Source organism: Stenotrophomonas sp. YJH_SMC_64, assembly GCF_059371375.1.
The window spans coordinates 298,792-318,171 of the sequence record NZ_JCAFUN010000002.1; the positions used below are offsets into that span (position 1 = coordinate 298,792).

The following is a 19,380-nucleotide window of genomic DNA, read 5'->3' on the forward strand; positions in this document are numbered from 1 at the left end:
GTGACGGCATATCCCATTCAGCGATGCACGTGACCGCGATGGCCCTGCGCGTCCTCGCCGTGGTCATGGCCTTCATGGGCCTCGTGCTCGCCGCCCTTCACCGGCGCCGGCTCACCACAGGCTTCGCCGCAGTGGTCCGCTTCAAGCTGCAGTGTCACGTGCTCGATGCCGAAGTCATCGTGCAGGCGCGCTCCCAGCTCGCGGCGCAGCGCGTCGGCATCGGTGCCGTCGCGCATCACGACATGCGCGGTCAGCGCCGGCGTGCTGGAGGCCAGCGCCCACACGTGCAGGTCATGCACGTCCATTACCGCGGCATGGCTGGACAGGCTGTCGCGCACCTTGGCCACGTCCATGCCCTTGGGCACGCCTTCCAGCAGCACGTTGATCGCTTCGCGCATCAGCACCCAGGTGCGCGGCAACACCCACAGGCCGATCAGCACCGCCAGGATCGGATCGATCGGCTTCCAGCCGGTGAAGTGGATCAGCACCGCACCGGCAATCACCGCCACCGAGCCGAGCATGTCCGCCCATACTTCCAGGTAGGCGCCCTTCACGTTGAGGCTCTCGCCGCTGCCGGCCTGCAGCAGGCGCATCGAGATCAGGTTGATGACCAGGCCGGCCGAGGCGATCACCAGCATGCCGGTGGAGGCGATCTCCTGCGGCTTGCTGAAGCGCCCGACGGCTTCCCACAGGATGTAGCCGGCAACCACGAACAGCATCGCGCCGTTGATCATCGCGCCCAGCGCTTCCAGGCGCGCATAGCCGTAGGTGCGGCGCGCATCCGGCGGGCGCCGGCTCAGCCGCACCGCGACCAGCGCGATCATCAGGGCCAGCGCGTCGGTGGCCATGTGTGCTGCGTCGGACAACAGCGCCAGGCTGTTGGTCCAGAACGCGCCCACCACTTCGACGAGGAGGAAGGTGGAGGTCAGGCCGAGCGCCCACCACAGGGGTTTCTCGTGGCGGATCTCGGATGGCAGGTGATCGTGGTCGTGGCCCATGGCAACAGCTCCTTTGCGATGGAGGCAGGCTACGCCGGCGGCCGTGGGGAAACTATCACGGTGTTTATAACATTGCAGACTGCACGTCGCGGCTCGCCGCAGCTTGCGCCCGTGCCGGGCCACACTATGATGACCACATCCCCTCTGGATGGGGAACGGGCAGCCAGACCGCTTCGGCGTTGCGGCCCGCAATGGACACCCAAGCACAAGGAATCCGGAACATGTGGACTACCAAGACCCCCTGGGTCGCCGTCGCCGTGGCCTGCGCGCTGGGCACGGCCGCAAGCGCCTCGGCCAAGACCTGCCAGCAGAATTTCCAGGCGGTAGGCGATCCCCGCAATGGCCAGTTCTTCACCTCCGAAGTCACCCTCCCCGGCCTGAAGCCCCGCAGCGCCCTGGGCCAGCTGCGCAAGGCAGCGCTTGATGAGGGCAACAACTTCGTCAGCGGAGATGTCATCACCGAGACCGAAGGCCAGATGTACGTGCTGCAGACCGACACCAAGATGCCGCTGGTCAGCATCATCACCGCCTCCAATGGCGGCAACGTGGTGGTCGGCACCAAGCTGTCACGCGGGCAGACCGCCAAGGAAGAGGACGCACGCAGCGCGCTGTGTGGCTGGCTGGACAAGCTCAAGACCGGCCCGGAAGGCGAGGCGATCGCAGAAGCCGTGCGTGTCTCCAGCGGTTTCGACAAGCCGATCCAGGCCACTGCGGTCGGCATGTCCACCGAAATGGGCAAGGACGCCAAGCGGCTGCAGCGGGAAATCAACACCGCACCGCTCAGGGCACTGTTCTCCGGCACCAGCACCCCGCCGGATACCGATGCGATGTACCAGCCGTTGCTCGTCAAGTATTTCGGCCGTCGTTTCATCATCGATGGCCAGGTCTACACCGCCCAGCCCAACCGCTTTGCCAAGACCTTCGAGGTGGGCTATCTGGTCACCAAGATGAAGGGCATCGGTGGCATCGGCGGGCGCCAGTCGAACGACGACAACAACGCCAACTTCACCGTGCACTGTGCGCTCGCGCCGGATCAGATGGCGCTGGGCGCCACCCTGCGCGAGAACGACTGGGTGAAACTGGAAGGCGTGGTCGACAAGATGGACACCGGTGGCGTCCACCTGCGCGATTGCCGGCAGGTGAAGTAGCCTTCAGGCTGCGCCGGGGAACGCCCCGGCGCAGGCCTCATCGGGTCAGAACCCGAAGCGCAGGCTGGCCCAGTACGCGCGGCCCGGCTCGTTGTAGGTCGCCGCGCCGGCATCGCTGCTGTTGGCCTCGCGGAACAGGCGCTTGTCGGCCAGGTTGTTCACGCCGAAGCCGAAGCTGACCGTCTCGGTCACCTTGTAGCGCGCGCTCACGCCCCAGATGTTGTACGCACCGCGATCCTGCAGTGCGATCGATGGGTCGCAGCTGCCGGTGCAGCGCGGATCATTGTTGATGTTGGTGGTGGCCGGCTTCTGCTTGCCGTAGAACGTGCCGGTCAGCAGCAGCGACAGCTTGTCGGTGGCCTGCCAGTCCAGCATCGTGTTGACGGTGTACTTCGGAATCACCGACAGCGGCTGGCCGGTGCGCTTGTTCTCGTTCTCCACCATGTAGGTGAAGTTGTTGCTCCACTTCAGGCGGTTGCCCTGCTCGCCCAGCAGCGGGATCACCAGGTTGCCTTCCAGCCCCTGCACGATCGCCTTCGGCGCGTTCTCCCAGCGGAAGATCCGGCCCCTGGTGTCGGCAGTCAGGCCGATCTGGGTGTAGCCGGCCTGGATCTTGTCCTTGTAGTCGTTATGGAAGTACGTCAACGAGGCCTGCCAGCCGCTCTGCGGTGCCCACTCGATGCCGAGTTCCTTGTTCAGGCTGGTTTCCGCCTTCAGGTCCGCATTGCCGCGCATGTAGCAGCCGGCGCCCAGGCTCGGCAGTGCATTCGGGCAGCCATTGCCACGGGTGTAATACAGATAGTCCGGATTCGACTGGTACAGGTTCGGCGCCTTGAACGCCCGGGCGATGCCGCCCTTCACCACCCAGTCGCCGTTGATGCGGAACTGCGCGTTGAGGCTGGGGCTGGTGTTGTTGCCGAACTGGCTGTGGTGGTCGAAGCGCAGGCCCGGGGTAACGATCCAGCGCTCACCCAGGTAGATGTTGTCTTCGACGAACACGGCGGTGGTCTGCGCATCGGCCTTGCCCCGCGCACGATCGCCCGACAGCCCCGGGATGCCGCCGCCGCTGCTGCTGGACTGGCTCATCGAGTACGGGTCGGTCAGGCGGCTGTCCAGGTATTCAAAGCCAAGCGTCCAGATGTTCTCGGCACCACCCAGCGTGGTCGGGAAGCTCACTTCGCCGTCCAACTGGTAGTTGCGCAGTCGCGAGGTCGACCAGTCGGTGCCGTTGAAGCTGCCTTCCGGGCCACCGGCCAGGCCTTCGTTGATGCGTGAGTTGTTCACCGCCTCCACCGCAGCTGTCACCCGCGAGGTCACGTCGCCCCAGCGGCCACGATGGGTGATCGCGCCGGTGTTGCGGTACATGCGGTTGGTCTCCGCTTCGCCCTCGGCCAGTGCCGCCAGGTCAACGCCGGTCGAGGTACCGGTGGTGCTGACCGCGCGATCACCAGCGTAGATGTTGCCCTGGCGGCTGGTGCCGGCTTCGAACTCCACCACCTGGTTGGCGGTCACGTCCCAGCGCAGCAGCGCGTTGACATCGCGGTTCTTGACGCCCTCGCGGCCGGCCGGCGGCACCGCGTTGGGGTTGGTAGCGTACTGGCGGTTGAGCTCCAGCGAGTCCGCGTCGGTCTTGTTGAGATTGCCGTACAGGCGGAACGACAGGGTGTCGGTCATCGGCCCACTCAGCTGCAGGCCGACGCGTTCGCTGCCACCTTCGGCGCTGTGTTCGGGCACCAGCCCATACAGGTCCACCGCACCGGTCAGGTCGCCGGTCGGGCGCTTGGTGATGATGTTGACCACGCCGCCGGAGGCACCGGAGCCATAGCGTGCCGCCGCCGGGCCGCGCAGCACTTCGATGCGCTCGATCATTTCCGCCGGCACCCAGTTGGTGTCACCGCGGGTATTGCGCTCGCCGCTGCGCCCCATGCGCACGGCATCGCGTGCGCCGATGCGCTTGCCATCGACCAGGATCAGGGTGTTTTCCGGGCCCATGCCACGCAGGTCGATCTGGCGGTTGTTGCCGTACTGGCCCGAGGCGCTGTTGCCGGTCAGGTTGACGCCCGGCATGGTCCGCAACAGCTCGGCGATGTCGTTGGCTGGCGGGCGCCGGGCGATATCCTCGGCGGTGATGGTCGAGGTACCCAGTGCCTGGCGCGCGATCTGCGAGGCGGTGACGTGCACCGTGTCGATATCGGTGGCGTCGGTTTCGGCCTGGGCGGTCAAGGCGCTGCCCGCCAGCAGGGCGGCGACGGCAAGCGCCAGCGGGCGCGGTGAATGGACAACGGCAGGAGACATGATCAGGACCTTCTGGCAGGGCTGCGGGGCCTCTGGCAAAGGGCTTGAGGCAACGACGAGGGGGGAGGCGGAGCCGTCCTGCAGGCACCTGCAGCCCGCTCCGTGCGCGCATTCTCCCATCAATGCGAGTGATTCTCAAATGCGTTCACTCATTGCCGCAGCGGCGTCGATGTGCTTTGCGCACCGTGCAAGCCTGCACCGCGCGTAAACTGGCGGGCTACCCCGCCATCAACCGTATGCCGCCGCGGCCGATACCCGTGGTTTGCCGTACGCAGTCAGAGATCGACGTGGAACCACCCCAACTGGACGATGCCAGCCAGCCGCTGGCCGAGGCCTGGCAGCAATGCCTGCTACAGGCCGGCCCTGCCGCCACCGCGCTGCTCAAGGCCGCTGCCTCCGATGCCCCACCCGCGCTGGCCCAGCGCTTTTACGAAGTGCTGCTGCAGGACGGGCGCGCACGCCGCTTCCTGTCCCACGACCAGGTCAAGCAGCGCCTGCAGCCGGCCATGCAGCGCTGGCTGGTACAGCTGCTGACCACCGACACCGCTGGCATCGCCACCACGGTCGCCTCGCAGCGGGTGATCGGCGACGTACACGCACGGGTCGGCATCCCGGTCGACCTGGTGACGCGCGGTGCGCGCGTGCTCAAGCACGAGCTGTTCGTGCGCCTGCGCGACGACGCGCCCGACAGCGCGACCGCGTTCGCCGCCATCGCCTGCCTCAGCGCGATCATGGACATCGCCATGGAAGGCATGACCCTGGCCTACACCCATGCGCGCGAGCGCTCCACCCGTGCCGACGCCGCCTACCGGCTGTTCTCGCTGGTACAGAACGTCGGTACCGAACGCGAGCGCCAGCGCGCATTGCTGCTGGACTGGGAGAACGCCCTGCTCTACGCACTCGCCGGCCACGTGCAGGCCAGCGACAACGCCAGCCTGGCCACCTCGGAGTTCGGCCTGTGGTTCACCCACAAGGGCATCCCCAGCTTCGGCGAAAGCAGCGAAACGCAGCAGGTGGGCCAGTTGATGGCCCGCATTGACGGCCACCTGCAGCGCGCGAGTGGCGATGCTCCGGCGCAGCGACTGGCGGTGCTGCCGGCCATCCGCGAGGACCTGGCCGCCATCCGCACCCTGATGACGCTGCTGTTCGAGCGCATCGGCGAACTGGATGCCGGCAGCGACGCGCTGACCAACCTGCTCAACCGTCGCTTCCTGCCCACCGTGCTGCGCCGGGAAATCGAGCTGGCCACGCGCAACCGCACACCGTTCTCGCTGCTGCTGCTCGACCTGGATCATTTCAAGGCAATCAACGACGGCCATGGCCACGATGCCGGCGACCGTGCGTTGCAGCACGTGGCCGGCCTGCTCGGCCAGCTCACGCGTGGCAGCGACTACCTGTTCCGCTATGGCGGCGAAGAATTCGTGGTGGTGCTGGTGGCGGCCAGCGAATCACAGGCGACCGTGATCGCCGAGAGCCTGCGCCGGCAGATCGCGCAATCGCCCGTTGCGCTGGCCAATGGCCAGGTGCTGGAGCTGACCGCCAGCATCGGCGTGGCCGGTCACGATGGTCATCCGGACTACGAGCGGTTGATGGCACGTGCCGACGCCGCGATGTACGAGGCCAAGCGCAGCGGCCGCAACCGCGTGGTGGTCGCCAGCGCGGACCTGCAGGAAGCCCCGGGGCGGCGTGCACTGCGGCGATGACGGCAGGACAGGTAGAGTCGACCGCTGGTCGACTATCGCGCGCAGCGCGGGATTTTTCGCCGTCGGAACGAAGAGCAGTCGACTAACAGTCGACTCTACCGGTTCGCGCGCCAGCCGCTGCTTTCACCGCCCCCACCCGCCATGCTGCCCACCACAGCAGCGCCAGCAACGCGATGCCTGCCCCCAGCAGGCACACAGCGGGCCAGCCATGCCGCACCTGCATCCAGGGCCCCGCCGCCGCTCCCGCACCGCTGCCCACCGCATAGAACAGCATGTACAACGCCACCAGGCGCCCATGCTGTTCTGCCGGTGCACGCAGCAACGATGCCTGGTTCGAGACATGCAGTGCCTGGCCGCCCAGGTCGAGCACGACCACACCCAGCAACAGCAAGGACAGCGAATGCGGCAGGCCCAGCAGCGGCCACCACGCGACCAGCATCAACAACAGCGCGCCGAGGCTGACCCGATGCGCGAAACCACGGTCCATCCAGTGTCCGACCCGCGCCGCCATCAGCGCACCGACCACGCCGGCCAGGCCGAGCGCGCCGATGGCTGCGGTTGACCAGTGCAGCGGCGGTGCCGACAGCGGCAAGGGTGCCGCCGCCCAGAACACATTGAGGCCGGCAAACAGCAGCAATGCCAGCGGCCCGCGCTCGCGCAGCGTTCGATCGCGGCGCAGCATGCCCTGCATCGAGCCCAGCAGCTCGCGCCAGCGTGGAGGGACCGACGGCACCGGTACTGCGGGCAGGCGCCGCCACAGCAGCGCCGCCAACGCTGCCATCACCACCGCTGACAGCAGGTAGACCCTCTGCCAGCCAAAGGCCGCCGCCACCGTACCGGACACCACGCGCGCCAGCAGCAGGCCGATGAACACGCCGCCCTGCACCACACCGACCACGCGACCGCGCTGCTCGGGCGGTGCCAGCATGGCGGTATAGGCAATCAGGCCCTGGGTCAGCGCGGTGCCCAACAGGCCTGCCAGCAGCATGCCCGACAACAGCCAGCTCGCCGTGCGTGACGCCGCCAGCCACAACAGGGCCAGCACCAGCGCGATCAACTGCAGCCGCAGCAGGCGTCGCCGGTCGCCGCAGTCCGCCAGCGGCAGCAGGCCAAGCAACGCCAGCACGCTGCCGGCCTGGGTGGCAGCCAGCACTGCGCCGGCCACGGCCCGGTCCATCGCAAAGGCGCGTGCAAGCTGATCCAGCAGCGGCTGCGCGTAGTAGACGTTGGCGACGCTGGCGCCGGCGGCAGCCGCAAGCAGGACCAGCAGCGGGCGGGGAAGCGATGTGGCACTCACCATATGGTTGCAATTTGAAACCAGATGCAGGCTATCGCCATTGGTTTTAAACTGCAACCACATTCGGAGATACCCAGCATGCACGCCGACAGCCCCTGCCCTGTAGCCCGCAGTGCCGACCTGCTCGGTGACCGCTGGGCATTGCTGGTGATCCGCGACGCCTTCGACGGCATCACCCGCTTCGGTGATTTCCAGCGCAGCCTCGGCGCGGCGCGCAACATCCTCAGCGACCGCCTGCGCCGGCTGGTCGAGGCCGGCATCCTGCAGCTGCAGCCAGCCTCCGATGGATCGGCCTACCAGGAGTACGTGCTCACCGCCGCAGGCCTGGAACTGTTCCCGCTGCTGGTCGCACTGCGCCAGTGGGGGGAGCGCCATCGCTTCGGTGCAGGCGAAGCCCATTCGCAGCTGATCGAATTGGCGACGCGGCGGCCGCTGCCCTACATGCAGCCGCGCGGGCGCGATGGCCAGCCGGTTCAGCCCACTGCCACCCGCGTGCGCAAGCTCAAGGGCGACGGGCGCGACACCTGATCCGCCCATTCGCGCACACCGACGGACGCCCGCGCCGGTTAGCATCGGATGTTTCCGCCGCTGGATGCCGCCGATGTCGCGCTGTCGCCCTTCCCTGCTGACCGCCCTGCTGTTGCCGCTGCTGGCCTGCGCCACAGCAACCACGCAGGCCCGTGAGGTTGCCGCGCCCGCCGACCACGTGCAGGCCGATGGCCCCTATGTGTTCCGCCAGGGCAACCAGCTGCAGGCCAGTTGGATCTGCGACGACAAGGTCGAGTCGCACACACTTGCCACGCAGGCCGCAGGCGCCGACATCGCCCCGCGTTGCGGCTACGAACACAGCGTGCACGTGGCCGCCCCGAATGCACCTTCGGTCTCCGTGCTGCCGGCCGTGCCGCGCATCGTGGCGCTGTCCGACATCCACGGCCAGTACGGGCTGCTGGTGCGCCTGCTGCGTGCCCACAAGGTCATCGACGCACAGGACCGCTGGGCGCTGGGCAAGGACACCCTGGTCATCGCCGGCGATGTGTTCGACCGCGGCCCGCAGGTAACCGAAGCCTTCTGGCTGCTGTATGGCCTGCAGCAGCAGGCGGCCGCCGCCGGCGGCGCGGTGCACTTCGTGCTCGGCAACCACGAGACCATGGTGCTGTACGACGACCTGCGCTACGTCAACCCGAAATACCTGCGCAGCGCCCAGCTGCTCGGCCGCAGCTACCCGCAACTGTATGGCGCCGACTCGGTGATCGGCCAGTGGCTGCGCACCCGCCCGGTGCTGCTGAAGATCGGCGATACCCTGTTCCTGCACGGCGGCATCTCGCCCGAGGCGGTGCAGCTGGCGCTGGACCCGGCACGCACCAACGCGGCCTACCAGGCCTCGCTGGGCCTGCCCAAGGCCGAAGTGAAGGCCGACCCGGCCACCGCACCGCTGTATGACGGCAAGACCAGCCCGATCTGGTACCGCGGCTATTTCGATGGCCGCCTCGACACCGCGGGTGTGCAGGCTGTGCTCGACCGCCTGCAGCTCAAGCGCATCGTGGTTGGCCATACCTCGATGCCGCACGTCAGCAGCTTCCACGGCGACCGCGTGATCGCCATCGACAGCAGCATCAAGAACGGCGAGAACGGCGAACTGCTGTTCATCGAGGGTGGCAAGCTCAGCCGTGGCCTGCTGGATGGTTCGCGGGTGCCGCTGGCGCTCGGTGAGCCGGGCCTGCAGGACTGAATGGAGAGACAGCGCGACGGTGCCGGGAGGTGCCGGCGCGCTCCACCTGCAGCCGGTTTGCGGCTACCCTCGGCAGCCGAGAGGCCCACCCCGTCCATCCGGTGGGCCTGACCGTTACAGGAGCCCCGCGCATGCGCGTTCTGATTGCTGAAGACGACCCGGATATCGCCTCCGGCCTGTGCGCCTCGCTGCGCCGGCAGGGGCACGTGGTCGACCACGTCGACAACGGTGCGCACGCCGATGCTGCACTGGGCTCGACGCAGTACGCGCTGCTGGTACTGGACCTGGGGCTGCCGCAGCTGGATGGCCGCGACGTGCTGCAGCGCCTGCGCCAGCGCGGTGATGGCCTCGCAGTGCTGGTGGTGACCGCCCGTGACGGCCTGGCCGAGCGCGTGCGTGTGCTCGACCTGGGTGCCGATGACTACCTGGTCAAGCCGTTCGCGCTGGACGAGTTCGAAGCGCGCGTGCGCGCCCAGCTGCGCCGGGTCACCAGCAATGGCAACCCGGACCTGCGCATCGGCCGCCTTCGCATCGACCTGGCCGGGCATCGGGTGTGGATCGATGACCAGTCGCTGGAACTGACCGCACGCGAGTTCGGCCTGCTGTCGGCACTGGCAGTGCGCGCCGAGCGAATCGTGTCACGCGCGCAGTTGGTGGAAGCGCTGTGCGACTGGGGCCAGGACCTGACCGACAACGGCCTGGACATCGCCCTGCACCGCCTGCGCCGCAAGCTGCAGCCCGGCGGCATGGGCATCCGCACCGTGCGCGGGCTGGGCTACATGCTGGAAGACGCGCAGGACGACAGCACCCCGTGATCAGTGGACCGCCCAGCCTGCGCCGGCGCCTGCTCGCCTTCCTGGCGCTGCCGATGCTGGGCCTGCTCACCTTCAACACGATCCTGGCCTACTACGTTGCGCTGGACTATTCCAACCGCATCCACGACCGCAACCTGATCGACGACACGCATTCGTTCGCGCAGATGCTGAGCACCATGCCGGTGACCAGCGACCTGTCTCCGCAGGCGCGCTTCCTGATCGAGTACGACCCCGACGGCCATCGTTACTTCAATGTCGACAGCAGCCGCATGGGGACGCTCAGCGGCAATGCCGACTTCAGCCCGTATGCCCCTTCTCAGGACTGCACCGGCGTGCATCCGGCCCTGTACGACGGCAACCTCAATGGCCAGCAGGTGCGCATGGCCACGGTCTGCACGCAGGCGATGAACGATCCGCAGGACCAGCTGGCGGTGACCGTGGCCGAGAGCATGGCCGACCGCCGACAGCGCGCGCGCGAGATCCTGATGATCATCATCCCGCTGATGACCATGCTGGCGCTGGGCACCGCAGCGCTGGTCTGGTTCGGCGTGACCTACGGCCTGCGCATCCTGACCCCGCTGAGGACCCGCCTGGCGCAGCGCCGTGGCGAACTGGCACCGATTTCCGATGCCGACGTACCGGAGGAGATCCAGCCACTGATCAGCACCATCGACGATCTGTTTGCCCGCCAGGCGGAAATGATCACCCTGCAGAACCGCTTCATCGCCGATGCCGCGCACCAGCTGCGTTCGCCGCTGGCGGGCATGGCCCTGCACGTGGACCAGGCGCTGGCACACGGTGACCCCGATACGGTGCGCGAGGCGCTGCAGCACATCCGCCGGCTCAACCAGCGCACCGCCCGGGTCAGCACCCAGCTGCTGGCGCTGAGCCGGGCGCAGACCGTGCCCGATACCGTGGAAGCACTGGACCTGTGCGAGCTGGTGCCGCAGTGGGTTGGCATGCGCGTGCCGGAGGCGATCCGCGATGGCATCGACCTCGGCTACCGCGGCAGCCCCCATCCGCTGCGTGTACTTGGCAACGGCGCCATGCTGCAGGAGGCGCTGGACAACCTGATCGACAACGCCCTGCGTTATGCCGGCCGCAATGCGACCGTCACGGTGGGCGTGCACGCGCTGGACGACAATGATGTCGAACTCTATGTGGAAGACAACGGCCCCGGCGTGCCCGACGACGTGATGCCACGGCTGGGCGAGCGCTTCTTCCGGGCGCCGGGCACCGCTGCCAGCGGCACCGGCCTCGGCCTGGCCATCGCGCACGAGGCGGTAGAGCACTTCGGCGGCCGCCTGAGCTTCCTCAACCGCCCGGGCGGGGGGCTCAAGGTCGCCATCACGCTGCCGCTGCTGAAGGCCCCCTGACCCGGCCCGGCGCGCTGAAAGGCTGGTGAAAATCGCGCTTGCGATCCTGCCATCCCCACTGCCGTCCCGGAGCCGCCAGGTGACCGAATCGCACGACTTCTTCCTCCCCGGTGGCCCCCAGGGCGTGCTGCTGGTCCATGGCCTGACCGGCACCCCGGCGGAAATGCGCATGCTGGGCAAGGGCTTGAACAATGCCGGCTTCACGGTGCACGGCGTGCAGCTGCCCGGCCATTGCGGCACCGTGGATGACCTGCTGGCGACCACCTGGGAACAGTGGTACCAGGGCGTGGAAGATGCGGCGGCCGCCCTGCGCGGCAAGGTCGACCAGCTGTTCGTGGGTGGACTGTCGATGGGCGCGGTACTTTCGCTGGCGTTGGCGGCACGTCGCCCGGAGTGGGTGTCCGGCGTGGGCGTGTACGGCGCCACTTTCCGTTACGACGGCTGGAACATTCCCGCCGTGGCCCGGTTCTCGTTCCTGCTGCCGTGGTTCAAGCGCTTCAACATCGGCCGCGACCGCATGTTCATGGAAGAACCGCCGTACGGCCTGCGCGACGAGCGCCTGCGCGCGCAGGTCAGCGCCGCAATGCTGTCCGGCGACAGCGCGGCTGCCGGCCTGCCGGGCAATCCCTGGCATGCGCTGGCCGAGATGCGTGCGCTGAGCAACTGGACCCGCCGCCACCTGCACCAGGTCACCGCACCGTGCCTGGTGATGCACGCCCGCGAAGACGATGTGGCCAGCATGGGCAACGCCGAGCTGGTGATGTCGCGGGTCAGCGGCCCGAAGGAACTGGTGGTGCTGGAAGACAGCTACCACATGATCACCATCGATCGCGAACGCCGCGATGTGATCCGTCGCAGCGCGCGCTTTTTCACCGAGATCGGTGAACGCACGGGCGTGCTCAAGGCGGTGGCCTGAGATGGGGGCACTCGCCACCCTGCTGTGGCTGGCCAATGTGGTACTCGATACCGGTGGCCAGCTCGCCTTCAAGGCCGCCGCCAGCGATCCGCAGGAAGGCGAAGGACTGCAACGCTGGAAACACATGCTCAGCCGCCCCTGGCTGTGGATCGGCATCGCCTGCTACGTGCTCGAGTTCGTGGCCTGGATTGCGTTCCTGTCGCTGGTGCCGCTGTCCAAGGGCGTGCTGCTGGGCTCGATCAACATCGTTGCGTTGATGATCGCCGGTCGTTTCCTGTTCCGCGAGAAGCTCACGCCGCTGCGGGTGACCGGCATGCTGCTGGTCACCGCGGGCGTGGCGGTGGTGGGGGCCGGCTCATGAGGCGCCTGTATGTGATCGGTTTCCCGCTGCTGATGGCCTTCGACACGCTGGCCCAGCTGTGCTTCAAGTACGCCGGTGACGCCGCGCTGCCGGTCGAGGCCAACACCGCCTGGCTGCTGCGCGTGCTGTCGCAGCCGTGGGTGTATGGCGCCATCCTCGGCTACGTGGGTGCGTTCTTCACCTGGATGAGCCTGCTGCGCCATGCGCCGATCGGCCCGGCGTTCGCGGCCTCGCACCTGGAAGTGATCAGCGTGCTGCTGCTGTCGGCGTGGCTGTTGAACGAGCCACTGACCCTGCACCATCTGCTCGGTGCGGTACTGATCGTGGCCGGCATCGTCTGCCTCGGCCGCGCTGAAGCGGACGACCCGCACAGTCCCGCCGAAAGCGCGTCGTGAGTGGGCTGCGATGAGCCTGTTCGCGCGCGAACTGCCACCTACCGCTGGCCTGCCGATTCAGGCCAGCGATTTCCTGCCCGGTGGTGGCGACCTGCGCGAAGTCCTGGCCAGCCAGCTCGGCACACCGCCACTGCAGCTGACCTGTTCCGGCACGCACGCACTGCTGATCGCGCTGCGTACGCTGCGCAAGCGCGCGCCAAGGCGCGACACCGTGATCATGCCGGCCTATACCTGCCCGCTGGTGCCGATCGCGGTGCACAGCCTGGGCCTGCGCGTGCAACTGTGCGATACCCGTCGTGGTCACTTCGACTTTGATCCCGGCCAGCTCAGGCGTCTGGCCGATGCGCGCACGCTGGCGATCCTGCCGACCCACCTGGGCGGGCGCATCGCCGATGTCGAACTGGCCTGCGAAGTCGCCCGCAACGCCGGCGCCTGGGTGATCGAGGACGCCGCACAGGCACTCGGCGCACGGGTCGGCAACAGCAGTGTCGGCCTGCGTGGCGACATCGGATTCTTCAGCCTGGCTGCTGGCAAGGGCCTGAGCCTGCATGAAGGTGGCCTGCTGGTCAGCCGTGACGACGAACTGCGTGCTGCGCTGGCCGAACATGCCGTCCAGCACGTTCGCTCCAGCCTGCGCTGGGAGCTGCTGCGCAGCGTGCAGTTGATCGGCCTTGCTGCCTGCTATCGCCCTTCGCTGCTGTCGCTGGTGTATGGCAATCCATTGCGCAGTGCGCTTCAACGCGACGATCTGGAAGAAGCGGTCGGCGACATTTTCCCGCTTGATATACCGCAGCACCGGGTCAGCCACTGGCGGCAGAACATCGGCGCGCATGCCGCGCGGCGCTTGCCGGCGTTCCTGCAGGCCGGTCGCCTGCGTGCGTTGCAGCTGCGCGTGCAGCTGGCACAGCTGCCAGCCGTTGAGGTGGTCGACGGCCTCGCCGGTAGCGGTGGCACCTGGCCATTGCTGATGCTGCTCCTGCCCAGCCAGCGCGCCCGCGATGCCGTGCTGAAGGACCTGTGGCCACGTGGTCTCGGCGCCAGCCGCATGTTCATCCATGCCCTGCCCGGCTACGCGTACCTGCGTGGCATCGTGCCGCAGGACGACATGCCCAATGCACGCGACTTCGCCGCACGCATGCTGACCCTTGGCAACAGCGCCTGGCAGACCCGCGAAGAGACTGCCGAAATACTGCAGGTCCTGGCCCGCGCCTGACCCGAACGTGCACGCGCGGCCTGTCCTCCGCGCATTCATCCGTGCACCTTCCTGAACGTTTTCCCAGCCTGTCAGAAGAGCCTTTCAACAGGAAAGGAACGAGAAAGGCGGCCTGCCTACATTGAGCCTGCCCCGGCATCGGGCCGGGCGTTTCTTTCATCGACGGACCTGCCCATGCACTGGAGCATCCTGTGTGACTTCGACGGCACCATCAGCCTCGAAGATGTCATCGACTCGCTGCTGGAAAAGTACGGCCAGCCGGGCTGGCAGGAACTGGAAGACCAGTGGAAAGCGGGAAAGATCGGCTCGCGTGAATGCATGCAGGGCCAGGTGCGGCTGCTGAAGCTGGACCCGGCCACGCTCGACGCCCATCTGGACCAGGTACAGATCGATCCGGGCTTCGCCGCCTTTGTCAGCCGTGCCGAACAGCTGGGCCTGCCGCTGCGCATCGTCAGTGACGGCCTGGACTATGCGATCCACCGCATCCTGGCCAACCACGGCCTGTCGCAGCTGCCGGTGGTGGCCAACCACCTGCGCTGGTGCGAAGACCATTGGGAACTGGAGTCGCCCTACCAGGCCGAAGGCTGCCGCAGTGGCACCTGCAAGTGCACCTGCGCCGCGCAGGCGCGCGCCAACGAAGCACCGCGCGTGCTGATGATCGGTGACGGCAGCTCGGATTTCTGCGTGTCCGAAGACGCCGACTTCGTGTTCGCCAAGCGCCGCCTGATTACCCATTGCACGAATGCCGGCATCGAGCATGCCGCCATCGACACCTTCCACGATGCAGTCGCACTGTTGCCGCGCCTGCTCGATGGCAGCCTGCTGCAGCCACGTCGCATCGACGCCACCCCGCAGCCCGCCGTACCGCCCCTGCTGCTGGCCACCGCCTGAGCACTCCCTTCCAGCCACGCTCCCCCGTTGCCCCCTTTCGAACGTCCTTCACGGAACCGAACTGCATGAACATTTTTGACAAGAACGCCGACGCCGCTGCCTCCGATGCGCAGCTGCTGGCCGACGAAGCCCGCTACAGCTCCTTCGGCGACACCGTCCACTACGTCGACCCGCCGAAGATCTTCCAGCGCGGCGAAGGCAGCTACATGTTCGACGGTGCGGGCGTGCCCTACCTCGATCTGCAGATGTGGTACTCGGCCTGCAACTTCGGCTACAGCAACAAGCGCCTGAATGACGCGCTGAAGGACCAGATCGACACCCTGCCGCAGGTCGCCAGCCAATACCTGCATCCGACCCGCGTGCAGCTGGCCAAGACCATTGCCGTGGACATGCACGAAAAGTTCGGCCTCGACGGTCGCGTGCATTTCAATGTCGGTGGCGCGCAGGCCATTGAAGACTCGTTGAAGATCGTGCGCAACGCGCGCGGCGGCAAGAGCCTGATGTTCGCCTTCGAAGGCGGCTACCACGGCCGCACCCTGGGTGCCTCGTCGATCACCTCCAGCTACCGCTACCGCCGCCGCTACGGCCACTTCGGCGAGCGCGCGATGTTCATCCCGTTCCCGTACCCCTTCCGTCGCCCGAAGGGCATGACCCCGGACGAGTATTCCGACCACTGCGTGTGGCAGTTCGAGCGCCTGTTCGAAAGCGAGTACAACGGCGTGTGGGATCCCAAGGTCGGCCAGGCCGAGTACGCCGCGTTCTACGTCGAGCCGATCCAGGGCACCGGCGGCTACGTCATTCCGCCGCGCAACTTCTTCACCGGCCTCAAGCGCGTGCTGGACAAGTACGGCATCCTGATGGTGGTCGATGAGATCCAGATGGGCTTCTGGCGTACCGGCAAGCTGTGGTCGATCGAGCATTTCGGCGTGACCCCGGACGTGCTGGTGTTCGGCAAGGCGCTGACCAACGGCCTGAACCCGCTGTCGGGCCTGTGGGCACGCGAAGAGCTGATCAACCCGACCGTGTTCCCGCCGGGTTCCACCCACTCCACCTTCAACTCCAACCCGCTGGGCACCCGCCTGGGCCTGGAAGTGTTGAAGCTGGGCAAGGAAATGGACTACGAGCGCATCGTACCGGAAAAGGGCGCGTACTTCCTCGACGGCCTGCGTGGACTGCAGAAGCGCCACCCGGAAATCGGCGACGTCGACGGCCTGGGCCTGGCCCTGCGCGCCGAAATCTGCCAGGCCGACGGCTACACCCCGAACAAGGAACTGCTGGACCGCATGGTCGACATCGGCCTGGCCGGTGACCTCCTGCACGACGGCAAGCGCATGGGCCTCGTGCTCGACGTGGGTGGCTGGTACAAGAACGTGATCACCTTCGCGCCGTCGCTGGACATCAGCTACGAAGAGATCGACCTGGCGATCACCCTGCTCGACCAGGCGCTGACCAAGGCCAAGGGCTGAGGCTGGATGCGCTGCCGGTTCCCGTGCCGATGGAGATGACGTCACGCGCATCCAGCACCGCGCTGGAACCGGCCGCGCTGCTGGAGGGTTTCCTGGCCCACCCGCCGCTCGGATTCGAGGCAGGCCGCCTTCCCAGTGGCTTGCCGACCTTCCGTGCGCCGCTGGACCTGACCACCACGATGGACGACGCGCTGCGCAGCAAGCTGCTCGGTCTGCCGCTGTCGCGCCTGTGGCGGCCATGGATCACCTGGAAGACCCGTTTCGTCGGTGCCACCAGCACCGAGTACACCCCGCTGCCGGCGCACGTGGCGCCGGAGGCGCTGGCCGAGGACGTGACGCGTCACGCGATTGGCGATACCCGGCTGCTGGTGGTCAAGGACCTGGCCATCGATTCACCGCTGCTGGACGACGCGGCCAACGCGCACAGCGCGGCGTTCCTGCAGGCCTTGCTGGCGCGCGGCTTCGTTGAACTGGAAGGCATGCCGCTTGCCTGGGTGGCGATCGATTTCGATTCGCTCGATGGCTACCTCGGCCGCCTGTCGCCCTCGCGCCGCAAGAACATCCGGCGCAAGCTCCGTTCGCGTGATGACCTGCAGATCGACTGCATCGCCACCGGCGATCCGGCCCTCGCCGACCCACGGCTGCAGGCCGAGCTGTATGCGCTGTACCTGGGCGTGTATGCGCAGAGCGCGGTGCATTTCGACCAGCTCGACCTGACCTATTTCCAGTACCTGCTGGCCGACAGCCAGGGCCAGGGACGAATGTTCCTGTACCGCCACCAAGGTCAGCTGATCGGCTGGAACCTGTGCTACATCCACGCCGGAAAGCTGGTGGACAAGTACATCGGTCTGGCCTACCCGCAGTCACGCGAGCACAACCTGTACGCGGTGAGCTGGATGCACAACCTCGAGTACGCGCTGCTGCATGGCCTGAGCCACTACGTGGCCGGCTGGACCGACTCGCGGATCAAGGCCGAACTGGGCGCCCGCTTCACCTCCACCCGGCACGCGATCCACGCCCGTTCCCCGCTGCTGCGCACTGCCCTGCGCAAGCTGGCGCCGCATCTGCAGGGCGAACCTGATGGAGGCGGTTGAACGATGCCGTTGCGTTCTCCGTTGATCCTCGACCTGGACGGTGGCGTGCTGCCGCTGCCCCAGGCGCAGACCCTGGCCCTGCCGCAGTGGCACGACCCGCTGCGCTTCGCCTGCAGCACTGCCACCCTGCACCGTTTCGCCGCCGAAGTGCTGGCGCCGCTGCCCGCGCAGCTCGGCACCGTGATGCTGGGCAGTGGCGACTTCCATCATCTCAGCCTGCCGCTGTTGTGCCGCATGCGCACACAGGCGCCGTTCCAGCTGGTAGTGCTGGACAACCATCCGGACAACATGCGTTTTCCGTTCGGCATGCATTGTGGCTCGTGGGTGAATGCAGCCAGCAAGCTGCCGCAGATCTCGCACATCCATGTGCTCGGCATTACCTCCAGCGACATCGGCCTCGGCCATGCCTGGGAGAACCACTGGCGCCCGCTGCTGGGCGGTCGCTTGACGTACTGGTGCATGGACGTGGATGTCAGCTGGGGCCATCGCCTCGGCATGGGCCACGCGTTCCGCCGCTTCGAGCACCCCGAAGCGCTGGTGGCCGCGTTCGCTGCCGAACAGGCCAAGTCGCCGCAGCCGGCCTACCTGTCGATCGACAAGGACGTGTTCGCCGAGGACGTCGCGCGCAGCAACTGGGACCAGGGCCGATTCCAGCTGGAAGACGCGCTGGTGGTGATCGAAGCGCTGCGTGCCGGCGGCCTGGTCGGCAGTGACATCACCGGCGAGGTGTCGCTGGCCACCTACCAGAGCCGCTTCAAGCGCTGGCTGTCGTCGCTGGATGGCCAGCCGGACATCAGCGCCGATGATCTTCCCGCCTGGCAGGCGCGTCACCAGCAGGTGAACCGCGAACTGCTGGCGGCAATCGCCGCCGTACCGACGGCCTGCTGACCGCGCCGGTAATGCCGGCCGCGGGCCGGCGTGGCTTCGGTAGTGCCGGCCGCTGGCCGGCAATGCCAACCGAGGTTGGCATCTACCAGACCAATGCCGGCCAGCGGCCGGCACTACACTGGGCGCCTACCCCAGGAGCCCTCGCCATGCCCCAGACCGTCATCCCGCAACTGCGCATGCGCCACGCCGACACCACCCTGCCGTTCTACGTGCAGGGGCTGGGCTTCGTGGTCGACTGGGAACATCGCTTCGAACCGGGCTTCCCGCTGTTCGCCCAGCTCACCCGCGACGGCCAGACGATCTTCCTCACCGAACACAGCGGCGACTGCGAGGTCGGCGGCGCGGTGTACTTCATCGTTGACGACGTCGACAGCCTGCACCGCGCCTTCAGTGCCGCCAACGTGCCGATCGAGCAGCCCCCGCATGACACCGAATGGGGCAGCCGGGAAATGCTGCTGCGCGACCCGGACGGCAACCGGCTGCGCTTCGCCACCCACACGGACTGAATGACGTCGGCTTGAGATGAATATACGAAACATATACGATTCGTATATTCACACTTCGAGGGCCACCCATGGGCATCGTCAACATCGATGACACCCTGCACGACCAGCTGCGCCGTGCCTGTACCGTCTCCAGCCGCTCGATCAACGCCCAGGCCAACTTCTGGATCCGGGTCGGCATGCTCTGCGAGCTGAACCCGACGCTGAGCTTCCAGGACATCGTCGCCAGCGAGCTGCGCGCGGCCGGCGTGCAGCCGCCGCTGTTGCCTCCGGGCCAGGTCTGAGCCGATGG

19 protein-coding genes are annotated in these 19,380 nt (G+C 67.3%); 16 read left to right on the forward strand and 3 right to left on the reverse strand.

What is annotated here, in order from left to right; genetic code table 11:
• Positions 1-17: 17 nt before the first annotated feature.
• Positions 18-998 carry a cation diffusion facilitator family transporter gene (locus AC5P9L_RS03060; RefSeq protein WP_227416033.1) on the reverse strand — a complete coding sequence of 327 codons (981 nt, stop codon included), beginning with the start codon at positions 996-998 and terminating at the stop codon, positions 18-20.
• Between the two features lie 221 nt (positions 999-1,219).
• Between AC5P9L_RS03060 and AC5P9L_RS03065 the strand changes: the two genes are divergently transcribed.
• Positions 1,220-2,146: a hypothetical protein gene (locus AC5P9L_RS03065; RefSeq protein ID WP_005408676.1), complete on the forward strand. Its 927-nt coding sequence runs from the start codon at positions 1,220-1,222 to the stop codon at positions 2,144-2,146.
• A 45-nt stretch (positions 2,147-2,191) separates the two neighbouring features.
• Here the strand turns inward: AC5P9L_RS03065 and AC5P9L_RS03070 are convergent, their stop codons facing one another.
• Positions 2,192-4,441 (reverse strand): TonB-dependent siderophore receptor, encoded by a 2,250-nt coding sequence (locus AC5P9L_RS03070; protein WP_049397963.1) that lies wholly within the window; start codon positions 4,439-4,441, stop codon positions 2,192-2,194.
• Positions 4,442-4,728: 287 nt separating this feature from the next.
• On the opposite strand from AC5P9L_RS03070, the gene AC5P9L_RS03075 reads away from it, so the two are divergent.
• On the forward strand, positions 4,729-6,144 hold the full coding sequence (locus tag AC5P9L_RS03075) for a GGDEF domain-containing protein (protein ID WP_062606860.1): 1,416 nt from the start codon (positions 4,729-4,731) through the stop codon (positions 6,142-6,144).
• Positions 6,145-6,226: 82 nt separating this feature from the next.
• On the opposite strand, the gene AC5P9L_RS03080 is transcribed toward AC5P9L_RS03075, so the two are convergent.
• Positions 6,227-7,444, reverse strand: a complete 1,218-nt coding sequence (locus AC5P9L_RS03080; RefSeq protein ID WP_062606842.1) for an MFS transporter — start codon at positions 7,442-7,444, stop codon at positions 6,227-6,229.
• Positions 7,445-7,519: 75 nt separating this feature from the next.
• Here AC5P9L_RS03080 and AC5P9L_RS03085 point away from each other — a divergent pair, with 75 nt between their 5' ends.
• The 14 genes from AC5P9L_RS03085 (at position 7,520) to AC5P9L_RS03150 (ending at position 19,372) form a co-directional block, all read left to right on the forward strand.
• Positions 7,520-7,969: a winged helix-turn-helix transcriptional regulator gene (locus AC5P9L_RS03085; protein WP_495230538.1), complete on the forward strand. Its 450-nt coding sequence runs from the start codon at positions 7,520-7,522 to the stop codon at positions 7,967-7,969.
• Positions 7,970-8,042: 73 nt separating this feature from the next.
• A complete protein-coding gene (locus AC5P9L_RS03090; RefSeq protein WP_062606839.1) occupies positions 8,043-9,170 on the forward strand; it encodes a metallophosphoesterase in 1,128 nt (375 codons plus the stop codon).
• 131 nt (positions 9,171-9,301) lie between these two features.
• Positions 9,302-9,985, forward strand: coding sequence for a response regulator (locus AC5P9L_RS03095; protein WP_005408670.1), 684 nt, complete (start codon positions 9,302-9,304; stop codon positions 9,983-9,985).
• On the forward strand, positions 9,982-11,361 hold the full coding sequence (locus tag AC5P9L_RS03100) for a sensor histidine kinase (RefSeq protein WP_005412674.1): 1,380 nt from the start codon (positions 9,982-9,984) through the stop codon (positions 11,359-11,361). The genes AC5P9L_RS03095 and AC5P9L_RS03100 overlap by 4 nt, the downstream gene beginning before the upstream one ends.
• 79 nt (positions 11,362-11,440) lie before the next feature.
• A complete protein-coding gene (locus AC5P9L_RS03105; RefSeq protein WP_005412675.1) occupies positions 11,441-12,277 on the forward strand; it encodes an alpha/beta hydrolase in 837 nt (278 codons plus the stop codon).
• Between the two features lies 1 nt (position 12,278).
• The gene (locus tag AC5P9L_RS03110) at positions 12,279-12,638 is read left to right on the forward strand and encodes an EamA family transporter (RefSeq protein ID WP_012479558.1); all 360 of its coding nucleotides are present in this window, start codon (positions 12,279-12,281) and stop codon (positions 12,636-12,638) included.
• Positions 12,635-13,033 carry a DMT family transporter gene (locus AC5P9L_RS03115; protein WP_005408666.1) on the forward strand — a complete coding sequence of 133 codons (399 nt, stop codon included), beginning with the start codon at positions 12,635-12,637 and terminating at the stop codon, positions 13,031-13,033. Before AC5P9L_RS03110 ends, AC5P9L_RS03115 begins: the two co-directional genes overlap by 4 nt.
• A 10-nt stretch (positions 13,034-13,043) precedes the next feature.
• Positions 13,044-14,246, forward strand: a complete 1,203-nt coding sequence (locus AC5P9L_RS03120; RefSeq protein ID WP_005408665.1) for a DegT/DnrJ/EryC1/StrS family aminotransferase — start codon at positions 13,044-13,046, stop codon at positions 14,244-14,246.
• Between the two features lie 174 nt (positions 14,247-14,420).
• Positions 14,421-15,137 (forward strand): MtnX-like HAD-IB family phosphatase, encoded by a 717-nt coding sequence (locus AC5P9L_RS03125; protein WP_062606838.1) that lies wholly within the window; start codon positions 14,421-14,423, stop codon positions 15,135-15,137.
• A 65-nt stretch (positions 15,138-15,202) separates the two neighbouring features.
• Complete coding sequence (locus tag AC5P9L_RS03130; RefSeq protein WP_062606837.1) at positions 15,203-16,603, forward strand: aspartate aminotransferase family protein; 1,401 nt, start codon at positions 15,203-15,205, stop codon at positions 16,601-16,603.
• Between the two features lie 29 nt (positions 16,604-16,632).
• A complete protein-coding gene (locus AC5P9L_RS03135; RefSeq protein ID WP_062606836.1) occupies positions 16,633-17,697 on the forward strand; it encodes a GNAT family N-acetyltransferase in 1,065 nt (354 codons plus the stop codon).
• 3 nt (positions 17,698-17,700) lie between these two features.
• Positions 17,701-18,585 carry a hypothetical protein gene (locus tag AC5P9L_RS03140; protein WP_062606834.1) on the forward strand — a complete coding sequence of 295 codons (885 nt, stop codon included), beginning with the start codon at positions 17,701-17,703 and terminating at the stop codon, positions 18,583-18,585.
• 146 nt (positions 18,586-18,731) lie between these two features.
• Entirely contained in the window at positions 18,732-19,091 is a 360-nt protein-coding gene (locus tag AC5P9L_RS03145) for a bleomycin resistance protein (protein ID WP_043035544.1), read from the forward strand.
• Between the two features lie 68 nt (positions 19,092-19,159).
• Positions 19,160-19,372 carry a ParD-like family protein gene (locus AC5P9L_RS03150; RefSeq protein WP_005412680.1) on the forward strand — a complete coding sequence of 71 codons (213 nt, stop codon included), beginning with the start codon at positions 19,160-19,162 and terminating at the stop codon, positions 19,370-19,372.
• The last annotated feature ends 8 nt before the right edge of the window (positions 19,373-19,380 follow it).

Bases quoted from the DNA above. Each gene is read 5' to 3' on its own strand.
- AC5P9L_RS03060 (WP_227416033.1), bottom strand. From the start codon at position 998: ATGGGCCACGACCACGATCACCTGCCATCCGAGATCCGCCACGAGAAA.
- AC5P9L_RS03065 (WP_005408676.1), top strand. From the start codon at position 1,220: ATGTGGACTACCAAGACCCCCTGGGTCGCCGTCGCCGTGGCCTGCGCG.
- AC5P9L_RS03070 (WP_049397963.1), bottom strand. From the start codon at position 4,441: ATGTCTCCTGCCGTTGTCCATTCACCGCGCCCGCTGGCGCTTGCCGTC.
- AC5P9L_RS03080 (WP_062606842.1), bottom strand. From the start codon at position 7,444: ATGGTGAGTGCCACATCGCTTCCCCGCCCGCTGCTGGTCCTGCTTGCG.
- AC5P9L_RS03085 (WP_495230538.1), top strand. From the start codon at position 7,520: ATGCACGCCGACAGCCCCTGCCCTGTAGCCCGCAGTGCCGACCTGCTC.
- AC5P9L_RS03090 (WP_062606839.1), top strand. From the start codon at position 8,043: ATGTCGCGCTGTCGCCCTTCCCTGCTGACCGCCCTGCTGTTGCCGCTG.
- AC5P9L_RS03095 (WP_005408670.1), top strand. From the start codon at position 9,302: ATGCGCGTTCTGATTGCTGAAGACGACCCGGATATCGCCTCCGGCCTG.
- AC5P9L_RS03110 (WP_012479558.1), top strand. From the start codon at position 12,279: ATGGGGGCACTCGCCACCCTGCTGTGGCTGGCCAATGTGGTACTCGAT.
- AC5P9L_RS03115 (WP_005408666.1), top strand. From the start codon at position 12,635: ATGAGGCGCCTGTATGTGATCGGTTTCCCGCTGCTGATGGCCTTCGAC.
- AC5P9L_RS03120 (WP_005408665.1), top strand. From the start codon at position 13,044: ATGAGCCTGTTCGCGCGCGAACTGCCACCTACCGCTGGCCTGCCGATT.
- AC5P9L_RS03125 (WP_062606838.1), top strand. From the start codon at position 14,421: ATGCACTGGAGCATCCTGTGTGACTTCGACGGCACCATCAGCCTCGAA.
- AC5P9L_RS03130 (WP_062606837.1), top strand. From the start codon at position 15,203: ATGAACATTTTTGACAAGAACGCCGACGCCGCTGCCTCCGATGCGCAG.
- AC5P9L_RS03135 (WP_062606836.1), top strand. From the start codon at position 16,633: ATGGAGATGACGTCACGCGCATCCAGCACCGCGCTGGAACCGGCCGCG.
- AC5P9L_RS03140 (WP_062606834.1), top strand. From the start codon at position 17,701: ATGCCGTTGCGTTCTCCGTTGATCCTCGACCTGGACGGTGGCGTGCTG.
- AC5P9L_RS03145 (WP_043035544.1), top strand. From the start codon at position 18,732: ATGCCCCAGACCGTCATCCCGCAACTGCGCATGCGCCACGCCGACACC.
- AC5P9L_RS03150 (WP_005412680.1), top strand. From the start codon at position 19,160: ATGGGCATCGTCAACATCGATGACACCCTGCACGACCAGCTGCGCCGT.